The organism is Emticicia fontis, assembly GCF_054779675.1.
The window spans coordinates 161,058-174,467 of sequence record NZ_BAAGXU010000001.1 but is presented as its reverse complement, the minus strand read 5'-3'; the positions used below and the strand labels follow the sequence as shown (position 1 = coordinate 174,467).

The window sequence follows — 13,410 nt, the reverse complement described above, 5'->3', positions numbered from 1 at the left end:
TGCAAACATCCTCTTTTTCAAAAATAAAAGCCTCTATTTGGCGTTAATGTTTAAAATTTCAGGAATCGTGCGTGCTAGGAAGATTATTTTTACAGGGGCTTTTGCTTTGAGCTTAATTACCGTTTTCAGTTCATTTATTTTATCCCCTAAACGTTTAGACTACCAGACTCAACAAGAAAAGTGGGCCGACAGCCTCTTGGCTACTATGTCTTTGGACGAAAAAGTAGGGCAGCTATTTATGGTTGCTACTTTCTCGAATCGTACAGAAAAATACTATCAGCAGGTTGAAAATAACATTGCTACCTATCACTTAGGTGGTTTGATCTTCTTTCAAGGAGGCCCGTATCGCCAGGCTAAACTCACCAATCGTTACCAACAGATTTCACGTATTCCAATGATGATTGGAATTGATGCCGAGTGGGGCCTGGGTATGCGTCTGGATAGTGCCATTGATTTTCCGAAACAGATTACTTTAGGGGCCATTCAGGACAATAGCTATGTGGAGAAGTTTGGTCAGGAAATAGGCCGCCAATGCAAACGCATGGGTATCCATATCAATTTTGCTCCTTCTATTGATGTCAATACCAATCCTGATAACCCGATTATCAACTACCGTTCATTTGGTGAATCACAGGTGAATGTAGCTGAAAAAGGATTAGCTTATGTGCGTGGGATGAAGAAATACAATGTGCTGGGTAGTGCCAAGCATTTCCCGGGTCATGGAGATACTGACCAGGATTCTCACCGAACGCTTCCGGTAGTAAATCATACCTTACAACGCCTCAATGAAGTAGAATTATATCCCTTCCGTCGCCTGATTGCTGATAGCGTAGGTACAGTCATGACTGGTCATTTATTTGTGCCTGCTTTAGAGCCACGTGGTGCAACGCCTACCTCCATTTCTGAAAAAATTGTGACAGAAATTATCAAAAACCAGATGGGTTTTAAAGGCTTGACTGTAACAGATGCCTTGAATATGCGGGGCATTACCCAAGGTTTACAGCCTGGCGAGCCGGAGTTTCTGGCATTTATGGCAGGGAATGATGTATTGCTACAAACGGGTAACCTGCCAGCGGCATTTAAAAGAATCAAACAGGCCGTAGAAACCGGACAGATTTCTGAAGAAGTGCTGAATGCCCGTGTAAAAAAAATTCTGAAAGCCAAATACTGGGCAGGGCTAAGCAAATACAAACCGGTTGATATAGCAGGTTTAGGTACTGATTTAAATGGTAAAAAATCAATTGATTTGAAAACTGAATTGTTTGAGCAGGCCGTTACGATTGTTCGCAATCAGGATAATCTCTTGCCTTTTACCCATTTAGATACCACTACTTTTGCCTCCGTAGCCATCAGTGGCGATTATGATAATCAGTTTCAGAAAGGCTTAAGCCAGTACGCCAATTTCAAGCATTTTACTGTGCCATTCAAGCCAAGTTCAGACAAAGATGTGGCGTGGGTATTAGATGAGGCGGCTAAATACAAAGTGGTTGTAGTGAGCGTTCATGGCATGAATAGCAAAGGCGAGCGGAATTATGGCGTATCACCTGCCACAGTTGATTTTATTAATCAGCTAAGCCAGAAAACTTATGTGATTGTATGTGCCTTTGGGAATCCTTATGGTTTAAAACTCTATGGTTCTTCGCGCAATCTGGTGTGTGGCTATGAAGATGACCCTATCTCTCATAAAGTAGTGCCTCAGATATTATTCGGCGCTTTGCCAGCAAAAGGTCGTTTGCCGGTTACAGTAGACAATAATTTAAAAGTAGGTAACGGCATTCAGACACCTAAATTGGGCAGGGTTTCGTTCGGCAATGCTGAAAGTGTGGGTATGGATAGCCGCAAATTAGATGAGATTGAACAGGTGGTGCAACAAGGCATTGATAATCGAGCATTTCCGGGTTGTCAGATTTTGGTGGCACGGCAGGGCAAAGTAGTGTATAACAAAAACTTTGGTAACCTGCGTTATGGTTTGTATGAGCCTGTCACAAGCGAGACTTTGTATGATATTGCTTCCATGACTAAAGTTACGGCAACCCTGCAAACGGTAATGATGCTGAACGAGCGGGGAGAAATAGATATGAATGAAAAAATATCTAAATACCTCCCAGAAATGAAGGGCTCGAATAAGGAAAATATGCTGATTTCAGATATATTAATGCATCAGGCCGGTTTGGTAGCCTTTGTGCCTTTCTGGGAAAAAACCAAAAAGGGAGCCGTGCTAAGCAGCGACTATTATAGCACAGTATATGACAGCTTACAAGTACCCCAAAACTTACAGGTAGCAACTAATTTATACATCAAGCCAAGTATCAGAGATTCTGTCTGGCATTGGGTGATTCAGTCGAAACTATTGAATATTTATGATAAGCTTGGAGGTTATCGCTATACTTATAGTGATTTAGGCTTGATGATTCTGCAAAAATTGGTAGAACGCATCACCAATCAGCCTTTGGATGAGTTTCTGACGCAAAACCTTTACGAACCTTTGGGGATGACCTCTACGTTGTTCAATCCACTACAAAGATTTCCTAAAAACAACATTGCTCCTACCGAAAACGAAGCAATTTTCAGAGCCTCGCAAATTCAGGGTACAGTACATGACCCTAATGCTGCCCTGCTCGGAGGTGTCTCCGGTCATGCCGGATTATTCAGCAATGCCACCGACTTAGTAAAGCTATTTCAGATGAATTTGCAACATGGGTTTTATGGTGGGAGAAACTTTCTATTCCCCGAAACCGTGACACATTTTGCAAAAAACTATACCCAGAAAAGCCATAGAGGTTTAGGCTGGGATAAACCGAGTTCAGGCGATAGCCCTATTGTAGGTTCAACAGCTTCTGATGATACTTATGGACATTCCGGTTTTACGGGAACAGTCGTCTGGGTTGACCCTGACCGTGAGTTAATTTTTATTTTCCTTTCCAATAGAGTATATCCACTTTCTACCAACAACAAAATCAATACTCTCAGAATCAGAAAAAGGATTCATGAGATAATTAATGAAGCGATTATTACGCAGTAAGAATTCTGTTCATCACCGTTTACTTTCTTCTCTTAGTTTTTCTTCATCATTTTTATGTATAAAAAATCCAGTCTAAAGGAGTACTAAATCGATTTAGGTTCGTATTAATAAAGATATATATAGTTTTTTCGATTGACTTGAGGAGCAAATAATATCTTTGAAAAATCAAAGAAAACAAACAATTACTATTATTTTTGCCTTAGAGCGCTTTACCCTAGTGTTCCTATATATATTCAACACTTATAACCTTTAAAATGGAAATTTCGATTCACAACTGGATGCGGGCAGAATCCATAGAGACTACTATTAAGCGAATTGCCGGATTGGGCTACGACAAACTGGAGATTCAGGGAAGCCCGGAGGCGTATGATACCAAAAAAGTAAATCAGCTACTAAAAGACCACGGACTAACTTGTTGGGGTTCGGTAACCCTGATGCTGGAAGACAGAAATCTACTCGCCAAAGACAAAGCACAAAGAGCAAAATCAGTACAATACATTAAGGATGTAGTGACGATGGTAAAAGAACTCGATGGCCAGATGGTATCAGTAGTTCCGGGAACTGTAGGGAAAATTATACCTGATGGCAGACCGGACGAAGAGTGGGAGTGGGCTATTGAGGGAATGAAACAAGTGTATGAATATGCCGAAAGCGTGGGTATCTTATTAGGTATTGAGCCAATCAACCGTTTTGAAACCTATTTTATTAATAGAGGCGACCAGGCGCTGGCACTAGCCGAAGCAGTAGGCCCAAAATGTGGGGTATGTCTGGATACTTTCCACATGAATATTGAAGAAGAAAATACTTATGATGCTATCCGTCGTGCCAAAGGACGTTTAGTAGGTTTCCACGTGGCTGATAGTAACCGTATGGCTCCGGGAATGGGAACTATCAACTGGCCTAAAATCATTGAAACGCTTCGTGAAATTGAATATGATCAGGTGTTATCAGTAGAATTCTGTGCTCCTTTAGATAGAACTCCTGCCAATCCTTATCCAAATTCGATTGAACTGAGTCCGGAAGGATTAAGCCCTGAGCAAAAGAAATTTCTGGAAGACCACGGTAGTTCTTCAGTTACAGAAGAATTCTATTCGATGCTGACAAGAAAGTCTATCGAAACCCTAAGACCACTGCTATAATTGTGGCGCGAGCATCCTGCTCGCTTAAAAAATACCTAAAACGGCTATTTAGCAGCCACCAACCTATTTTATAATGAAAATTACCAATGTAGAAGCTTTCTGGCTTCGCTGCCCGATTCCTAAAGAAAAACAACATTTTTCAGATTATGGTCTGTTGACCGACTTTGATATGACACTGGTTGTCATAACCACAGATACAGGCTTACAAGGGTTTGGTGAAGCAAAGGCCGCCGTAGGGTCTTCGGGCGTGTGTGCCTCTATTGTTACTTGTGTAGAAAAAGAAATAAAGCCTTTGCTGGTAGGCAAAGATGCCCGACATATTACCCGCATCTGGGAACATATTTATAACGGAACACGCGACCACTATGCGCTGAAAAGAGGCCGTAAATTCCCTATACTAGGCAGAAGAGGTTTAACTATCTCGGCCATGAGCGGCGTTGATACAGCCCTTTGGGACTTAAAAGGTAAAGCCTTAGGCGTACCTGTGGTTGAACTGTTAGGGGGAGCTTGCAGAGAGAAAATGCCTGCTTATGCCAGCGGTGGCTGGGCAGGAACTGATAAAATCGGAGAGCAATTGTTAGGCTATGTTTCAAAAGGTTTTCAGGGTGTAAAGATGCGTGTGGGGGTAATGGACGAAACCGTGCAGGAGAGTATCAGACGCGTAAGAGCTGCCAGAGAAGCATTAGGTGAAAATATTAAATTAATGACCGATGCACACGGTACTTTTAGTGTACCGGAAGCTAAACAGTTTTGCCGTGGGGTAGAGGACTGTAATCTCTATTGGTTTGAAGAACCTATCAGTCCCGATAACCGCCATGGCACAGCCGAGGTAAAAGCCTCAACATCTATCCCGATTGCAGCGGGTGAAAGTGAATATACCGCCTTTGATGTGCGTGATTTGATTGAAGTACGTGCCTTAGACGTAGTTCAACCTGATTCGGCTATTATTGGTGGTATCACAGAAGCCATGCGTGTAGCACATCTGGCGCATGCGTATCAACTGGAATTAGCGCCTCATTGCTGGGGTTCGGCTTTCTCGTTTATGGCAGGTGTAAATGTAGCCTTTGCTGCTCCTGCTGCTACTATCATAGAGTTTTCATTAGGCGGTAACCCGATGATGTATGACCTGGTACAGGAAAAAATACAAGCCATTGATGGCATGATTGAAGCACCAACCGCCCCGGGCTTGGGTCTAACTCCGAACTGGGATTTTGTGAAGGAATTTAAGCAAACAGTTTAATCAGATACCCTATAAGATTTTATTAGTGAAACTTTGACTAGGCGTCCCCGTACTCTATGTACATCGTGACTAATAAAAATAACCTATAAAACTATGGCAAAAGCAGTAAAAATAAACCATGTGGCATTGGTAGTAAGCAACCTTGAAAAAGCTTGCGAATTTTATGAAAAAGAGATGGGCTTAGAGCCTTTACCAGCTTTTTTGTTCGACTACCCGACTGCCTTCTTTAAATTTAATGAAGAGCAACAGTTACACCTGACAGAATGGGATGATACCTACTCATTCAGAGGACACGTATGTGTGCAGGTAGACGATTTTAATACTATTTTCTACCGTATGAAAGAATTGGGTGTGATTGATATTCTGCCTTGGGGCAAAGTTCGTCAATTGCCTGATGGTGCTATGCAGATGTTCGTGCGTGATCCATCCGGTAATCTGGTTGAAATATCATCATTACCGGGAAGTGAGATTGACCCGAAGATTTTTGAAGATGAAGAGCTATTCAAAGCAGGTATTTATGTTTCAGGGCGTAATGATTTCAGAGGATATAAATCAGCTGATGCGACTTTATATCACGACAAAAAATGAAAAAAAACGTATTGCTTTTAGAAACCGTTGCTGATGAAGCAATGGATTTGCTCAATAATGCTGCTTCGGCAGGAGAAATAGAAATCTTTACAGCTTACGGAGATACACCTTTAGCTACTATTTTGCAAGAAAACTCTATTGATGGAGTAATTACCAGAGGAAAAGGGCAGGGAAACAAACAATTGATGGAGGCTTGTCCTAATCTACAAGTAATTGCTCGTTGTGGCGTTGGACTTGATAATGTAGATATCAAAGAAGCTACTGCGCGTAAAATAAAAGTAGTAAATGCGCCAGGTTCTAATTCAAGTACGATTGCCGAGCATGCCATTACCTTAATGCTGATGTTACAACGTAATTTATACGAATCAGCCAGACAGGTAAAAGCAGGTAACTGGGATTGGAGAAATCAGTTTGTAGGAGACGAACTTCATGGCAAAACTCTCGGGGTTTTAGGCATGGGTAATATCGGCAAGCGAGTAGCCAAATTAGGTGATGCTTTTAGTATGAATGTCGTGTATTGGGACAAGTTTCCAGTACAATCAGAATATCAGGGTTTGCCTTTAGAAGAGGTTCTGAAAGTATCAGATATTATTACTTTGCATTTGCCCTTATTTGAAGATACCAAAAACCTGATAGGTGAAAAAGAATTAGCTATGATGAAATCACATGCGATTCTGATTAACACAGCCAGAGGAGCTTTGGTAGATCAGAAAGCCTTGGTAGATGCCTTAAATAATGGGGTAATCGGTGGATTTGGAGCTGATGTATTGGTGGTAGAGCCACCGGCACAGGATGAGCCATTATTAAGCCATCCCAAGACTATCATTACGGCTCACGTAGGAAGCCTTACAGCCACTACTTACAAATATATGTGTGTGTCGACCGTGAAAAATGTGTTGGCTATTTTATCAGGAGGATCACCTCAACCTGAAAGTATTTTTAATAGAAAAGAGTTAAATTTATAAAAACCCCACCCAACCCTCCCCAACAATGGGAAGGGCAAAAAAAGTCCCTTTCCCCGCTGTTGGGGTCGGACCGCCGAAGCCGAAAGGGATTTAGGGCGACCCGCGTAGGGATAGGGGTCAATTAAGACCTGAAATTCAATCCTTAAATATAAACTATGAACTTTAAACCAAACACGCTGAAACTCCTTGTGGTTGTAACGGGAGTATTTCTGTTTGTGGCTTCCTACACTAGCCTTAAGAAGAACCCAGCTAGTGCAGATGACAACCCTAAAATAGCCAAATTAAAACTACAACCCGGCTTTAAGGCAGAACACCTGTATAGCCCCTCAGAAAATGAGCAAGGCTCATGGGTATCTATGGCTTTTGATGACAAAGGTCGTATGATTGCCTCAGACCAATATGGTATTCTGTACCGTCTTACTATCCCGGCTATTGGTCAGGGGACTACACCTAAAGTAGAGAAATTAACTATTCAGAACGATACTGTTGCTTTAGGCACAGCACATGGCCTGCTGTATGCTTTCAATAGTTTGTATGTGATGGTAAACAATTATGGCAGCAAGAAATTTCCAAGAAAAAGTGGTTTGTATCGTTTACAGGATACCAATGGCGACGACCAGTTTGATAAATTAACTTTAATGAAAGAATTAAAGGGTGATGGTGAGCATGGTCCACACAGCGTTATTCTTTCATTCGATAAAAAATCTTTAATGGTAATATCAGGCAATCATACAGATGCCCCTGAAATGGATGATTACAGGCTTCCTTCAAACTGGCAGTATGACCAGCTATTTCCATTAATAAAAGATCCGAGAGGACATGCGAATGACCGTAAAGAGCCGGGTGGATGGATTGCTAACGTTGACCCTGACGGTAAACACTGGGAATTAATAAGTGCCGGATACAGAAACGCGTTCGATATGGCTTACAATGATGTAGGTGATTTATTTGTCTACGACGCCGATATGGAGTGGGATTTTGGTATGCCATGGTATCGCCCGACTCGTATCTGTCATGCTACCAGCGGTAGTGAGTTTGGCTGGAGAACAGGCTCAGGAAAATGGTCGCCTGCTCTACCTGATAATTTGCCACCAATCATTAATATCGGGCAAGGTTCACCTACCAATTTGCTTTATACAAATGATGCGAAATTTCCGGCAAAATATAAAAATACACTTCTGGCATTTGACTGGAGCTTCGGAATTGTTCACGCGCTTCATCTGAAACCAAGTGGCTCGACGTATTCTGCTGACAGAGAGGAGTTTTTATCAGGTATGCCTTTGCCTTTGACTGATGGAGCCATTGGCCCTGATGGAGCTTTATATTTCCTGACAGGTGGACGTAGATTAGATTCAGACCTTTACAGAGTATATTATAATGGCCCGGAAAGTACCGATGTGTCAGTAGCGACTGCGCCAACTAAAGAAAATACTTTAAGACGGGAGTTAGAGGCATTTCATGGCGAACCGAATGCAATAGCAATTGATAAAGCATGGCCTAATTTAAAACACCCTGACAGACTTATCCGCTATGCCGCAAGAATCGCTGTAGAACATCAACCTGTAGCTCAATGGCAAGAGAAAGCATTGGCAGAAAAAGACCCTATTACTATTATCAATGCCATGATTGCTCTGGCTCGTCAGGGAAAACCTGAACAAGAGGGAAGTATGTTGAAATCATTATTGAGTGTTAACTATGCTACTTTATCGGTATCGCAGAAAATAGATTTGTTACGTGCTTTTGAGTTGACATTTTCAAGAATGGGGCAACCAACAGCTGCAATAAAACCTAAACTTGTAGCTTATCTGAATCCGCATTTCCCTTCGTCTGACGATGAAATAAATAAGCTTTTAAGCAGAATTCTGGTATATCTGGAAGCACCTGGGATTGTATCAAAAACAGTAGCCTTGTTAGATAAAAAAGAAGCTCCGGGCGTAATAGCTGGTGGACAAACAGCTACTTCTTCTGCCGATTTGATTATGCGCAATCCGCAATATGGATTAGATATTGCCAAAATGTTAGAAAAAATGCCTCCTGCGCAGCAGATTTATTTTGCAACTGTGCTAAGCTCTGCCAAAACTGGTTGGACTCCTCAATTGCAGGATAAATACTTCAAATGGTTCCGTAATGCACTGAACTTCCGTGGAGGTAATAGTTATATTGGTTTTATTGACAGAGCCAGAAAATTAGCCTTAGCTAATGTGCCTAAAGACAAAGTAACTTATTACGAAAAATTATCAGGTGCAGACTTGATGTCTAAATCAGGTAATGATCTGGTGGTGCAGAATTACCCGAAAGGCCCAGGCAAAAACTGGAAATTAGAAGTGGCTCTGGAAGCTGTAGACAAAGGCTTAACGAACCGTAATTTCCAACAAGGTAAGGATATGTATAATGCTATTACCTGTAGCCGTTGTCACAGTATGCGTGGCGAGGGTGGAAATGTTGGGCCCGAGTTGACTCAATTGGGTACGCGTTTCTCAAATAAGGATATTCTTGAAGCCATTATTGACCCAAGCAAGGCAGTATCAGACCAATATGCGGCAACCCAGTTTATCCTGAAAAACGGAGATTCAATTGTAGGTCGTCTGGCGAATGAAGATAATAATTTCTATTATGTATCGCAGAATCCTTACGCACCAGATGTATTGATGAAAATAGCGAAAAAAGACGTAGCATCAAGTAAGTATTCGTCAGTATCAGTCATGTTGCCGGGTCTTATTAATGGCTTGAATGAAGAAGAGTTAAAAGACCTGATTGCATACCTGAAATCGGGCGGTAACGAAAATAATGCGATGTTTGCCCGTAAGGATGGGAAATAAAGTATGATTATTTGTGGCTATCGAATAAATTTGTTAGCCACAAATTTTTGATAATTTCTAACCACTAAACTAAGGGCTATGGCAAATAAAAAACTAAATTTTAATGGGAGATTCGCCTTATTTTTAGCTGGATTTTCGTTTCTGTTTCTGAGTCAGCTAATTGCGCAGAAAGGAACCAGGCAACCTATCAATGTATTGATAATCGACGGACAGAATAACCATAAAAACTGGCCGCAGACTACCCAATTGATGAAGGGCTATCTGGAAGAAACAGGGCTTTTCAAAGTAAGTGTAGCTACTACCCCATCAGAAGGTGGAGATATGGAAACATTCAAGCCGGATTTTTCAAAATATCAGGTTGTTTTATCCAACTATAATGGCGACTCATGGTCAAAGACTACTAAAGATGCCTTTGAGAAATTTGTGAGTAATGGAGGTGGTTTTGTCAGTGTTCATGCCGCCGATAACGCTTTTCCTGAGTGGGAAGCCTATAATAAGATGATTGGTGTAGGAGGCTGGGGCGACCGCAATGAAAAATCAGGCCCTTATGTGTATTATGATGAAGAAAAACACAATTTCGTGCATGATAATAGCGCTGGACGTGGCGGTAGCCATGGCGTAGAGCATCAGTTTCTGGTAAAAGTACACAATACCAAACACCCGATTACCAAAGGCTTGCCAGAAGCATGGTTACATGAAAAAGATGAGCTTTACGACCGAATGAGAGGCCCTGCTGAAAACATGGAAATATTGGCTACTGCTAATAGTGATAAAGAAAAGAGAGGTTCGGGTAGGATAGAACCTATGTTAATGACCATTACTTATGGCAAAGGAAAAATATTTCATACTGTGCTTGGGCATGGTAATTACTCACAAAAATGCAAAGGCTTTATTACTACTTTGCAAAGAGGCACTGAGTGGGTAGCTACCGGAAAAGTAACTCAGGCTGTTCCTAAAGACTTCCCGACTGCTGAAAGTGTAAGCATCAGAGAAAATTAATCAAACTACTATTCAAATTTAACATAAAGAAACAATGGAAGCTAACTCATCACGTCGCTCAGCCCTGAAAAACATCATCGGTGGAGCGGCTATATTATCAGCACCCATGAGCCTTACTGAGGCTTTTGCAGCGAATGAAAAGATATTAGGCAGTGAACTGAATGGTAAAATCAATCACTCGGTTTGTCGCTGGTGTTATAGCAAAATACCTTTAGAAGACCTTTGTAAAGAGGTGGTAGCTATGGGTATGAAATCAATAGAATTACAAGGGCCTGAAGAATGGCCAATACTTAAAAAATATGGTCTTCATTGTGCCATGCCTTGGGGAGCAGGTTTGGGTATTGAAAAAGGATTTAACAATCCGGCTTTGCATGATGAACTGGTGGCCAGTTATGAAGGTATTTTTCCTAAATTGAAAGCAGCAGGTTATGACAAGGTAATCTGTTTTTCAGGCAACAGAAAAGGAATGTCAAATGAAGAGGGAATGGAAAACTGTGCCAAAGGTTTGAAAAGGCTCATGCCATCGGCTGAAAAGCATGGAGTTACGATGGTAATGGAACTGTTGAACAGCAAGGTAAATCACAAAGATTATATGTGTGATTATAGCAAGTGGGGAGTGGACTTATGTGATAAAGTAGGTTCGGAAAGATTCAAACTGTTATATGACATCTACCATATGCAAATCATGGAAGGTGACGTAATTGCGACTATCAAAAAGTATCACCCATATTTTGCACATTATCACACCGGTGGTGTTCCGGGTCGTGCTGAAATTGATGATACGCAAGAATTGAACTATCCGGCAATTATGCGTGCTATTGTAGAAACAGGCTACAAAGGCTATGTAGGGCAAGAATTTGTACCAAAACGCGCCGATCAGATAGCTTCGTTGAAACAAGGGATGACGATTTGTGATATTGCTTAATATAAGTCTGTATTATAACAAAAGCCGCTCTTGAAGCGGCTTTCGTGTTTTATAATAATTGTAGAGAAATCTATTTCTTAAACAAAGAATCCACAAATTCCATTTTATTAAATACCTGTAAATCATCCATTTGCTCACCTACGCCGATATATTTTACAGGAATCTTGAATTCATCTGAAATACCAATCACAACTCCACCTTTGGCGGTGCCATCCAGTTTAGTAATAGCTAATGAATTAATCTCTGTTACTTTCGTGAACTCACGAGCTTGGATTACGGCATTTTGTCCCGTACTTCCGTCTAAAACCAACATTACTTCATGTGGTGCTTCCGGTAAAAATTTCTGAACTACGCGTTTAATTTTACCTAGCTCGTTCATCAGGTTTACTTTGGTGTGCAAACGTCCGGCTGTATCAATAATGATAATATCAGCATTCATTTCCATGCCTTTTTTCACCGCATCAAAAGCTACTGACGATGGGTCGGTATTCATACCGTGGTCTATTACCTCAACACCTACACGTTTTCCCCAGAGTTTCAATTGATCAACCGCTGCGGCTCTGAACGTATCGGCTGCACCTAAAACCACTTTCTTACCTCTTTTCTGAAACTGATGAGCTAGTTTCCCAATAGTTGTAGTTTTACCTACACCATTCACACCCACTACCATCAGCACGTACGGCTTTGGCAGATTGTCGGTCTCAAAACTATCTTTTACATCTTGCGAGTTATTTTCGGCCAATAAAGCTGCCGTTTCTTCACGCAGAATTCTGTCTAATTCCTCAATAGTTGTATATTTATCGCGCTCTACTCTTGCCTCAATGCGTCTGATTATCTTTACGGTTGTCTCTACGCCTACATCAGAGCTAATCAGAATCTCTTCCAGTTCGTCTAATACCTCATCATCAACCTTCGATTTCCCAATGATCGCACGTGAGAGTTTATCAAAAATACTTGTTTTTGATTTTTCTAGTCCTTTATCAAGCGTTTCTTTTTTCTCTTTCGAGAAGAAGTCAAATAAGCCCATCTATAGTAATAGTGTAAATATGAATAATTGCCAAGCCTGCGGGATTTAAACAGGCTTTAAGACAAAACTATAACAATTTTATGAGAGTTTCAGTTTAATTCTTACGAAAAGCTGAAAAACAAATCAGCTATTTCTTCGCTGACACGCTTCGGACGAAAGCTTTTCGCATCCAGACAAACCCATATGGTACGTGAGCGGGCCAGCACTTCCTCATCTCTCAAAATCTCACAATGGCGGTCGCTGGTGACACCTGTAAAATTATCTACCCAGGTTTTTACCATCAGATTTTCACCCAAAAAAGCAGGTTTCAGATAATCTATTTCATGTCTGCGTACCACCCATGCAATCTGTGAACTGAATTCTGTGGGTACTGCTGTATGCCAGTGGCTACCTGCCGCTTCCTGCACATAGCGCAGATATACAATATTATTGACATGATTCAAATCGTCGATATCTGTGGCAACAACTTTGATAGGAAAGAAATGATAATTGCTTCTGCGGGTTTCCAATGGCTTTGATGTAGTTATATTGTTTTTTCATAGAGACGTATTGCAATACGTCTCCAAGGGTCTGTCAATGTGAGATTAATGGTCTATTATATTGAAATACTCTGCCTAAATTATATCTATTGGATTAAATAGGCCAATGGAGACGTAATGCATTACGTCTCTACGAATGCACTCTTT

At 41.2% G+C, this 13,410-nt stretch carries 10 protein-coding genes; 8 read left to right on the top strand and 2 right to left on the bottom strand.

Annotation, left to right across the window (positions count from 1 at the left end; genetic code table 11):
• Positions 1 to 46 precede the first annotated feature (46 nt).
• The 8 genes from ACYVFA_RS00720 to ACYVFA_RS00685 all read left to right on the top strand — a co-directional run bounded on the left by ACYVFA_RS00720 (position 47) and on the right by ACYVFA_RS00685 (position 11,697).
• Positions 47 to 3,022 (top strand): glycoside hydrolase family 3 N-terminal domain-containing protein, encoded by a 2,976-nt coding sequence (locus ACYVFA_RS00720; protein WP_460469861.1) that lies wholly within the window; start codon positions 47 to 49, stop codon positions 3,020 to 3,022.
• 254 nt (positions 3,023 to 3,276) lie between these two features.
• Positions 3,277 to 4,161 (top strand): sugar phosphate isomerase/epimerase family protein, encoded by an 885-nt coding sequence (locus ACYVFA_RS00715; protein ID WP_460469860.1) that lies wholly within the window; start codon positions 3,277 to 3,279, stop codon positions 4,159 to 4,161.
• Between the two features lie 73 nt (positions 4,162 to 4,234).
• Positions 4,235 to 5,401 (top strand): mandelate racemase/muconate lactonizing enzyme family protein, encoded by a 1,167-nt coding sequence (locus ACYVFA_RS00710; protein ID WP_460469859.1) that lies wholly within the window; start codon positions 4,235 to 4,237, stop codon positions 5,399 to 5,401.
• Positions 5,402 to 5,494: 93 nt separating this feature from the next.
• Positions 5,495 to 5,989, top strand: coding sequence for a VOC family protein (locus ACYVFA_RS00705; protein WP_460469858.1), 495 nt, complete (start codon positions 5,495 to 5,497; stop codon positions 5,987 to 5,989).
• Positions 5,986 to 6,954: a 2-hydroxyacid dehydrogenase gene (locus ACYVFA_RS00700; protein ID WP_460469857.1), complete on the top strand. Its 969-nt coding sequence runs from the start codon at positions 5,986 to 5,988 to the stop codon at positions 6,952 to 6,954. Before ACYVFA_RS00705 ends, ACYVFA_RS00700 begins: the two co-directional genes overlap by 4 nt.
• A 155-nt stretch (positions 6,955 to 7,109) precedes the next feature.
• Positions 7,110 to 9,773 (top strand): c-type cytochrome, encoded by a 2,664-nt coding sequence (locus ACYVFA_RS00695; protein ID WP_460469856.1) that lies wholly within the window; start codon positions 7,110 to 7,112, stop codon positions 9,771 to 9,773.
• Positions 9,774 to 9,851: 78 nt separating this feature from the next.
• Positions 9,852 to 10,772 carry a ThuA domain-containing protein gene (locus tag ACYVFA_RS00690; protein ID WP_460469855.1) on the top strand — a complete coding sequence of 307 codons (921 nt, stop codon included), beginning with the start codon at positions 9,852 to 9,854 and terminating at the stop codon, positions 10,770 to 10,772.
• Positions 10,773 to 10,806: 34 nt separating this feature from the next.
• Complete coding sequence (locus tag ACYVFA_RS00685) at positions 10,807 to 11,697, top strand: hydroxypyruvate isomerase family protein (RefSeq protein ID WP_460469854.1); 891 nt, start codon at positions 10,807 to 10,809, stop codon at positions 11,695 to 11,697.
• 70 nt (positions 11,698 to 11,767) lie between these two features.
• Here the strand turns inward: ACYVFA_RS00685 and ftsY are convergent, their stop codons facing one another.
• Together ftsY and ACYVFA_RS00675 are read right to left on the bottom strand one after the other, a co-directional pair.
• Complete coding sequence (ftsY, locus tag ACYVFA_RS00680; protein ID WP_460469853.1) at positions 11,768 to 12,724, bottom strand: signal recognition particle-docking protein FtsY; 957 nt, start codon at positions 12,722 to 12,724, stop codon at positions 11,768 to 11,770.
• A gap of 101 nt (positions 12,725 to 12,825) precedes the next feature.
• Positions 12,826 to 13,233: an acyl-CoA thioesterase gene (locus ACYVFA_RS00675; protein ID WP_460469852.1), complete on the bottom strand. Its 408-nt coding sequence runs from the start codon at positions 13,231 to 13,233 to the stop codon at positions 12,826 to 12,828.
• Between the last annotated feature and the right edge of the window lie 177 nt (positions 13,234 to 13,410).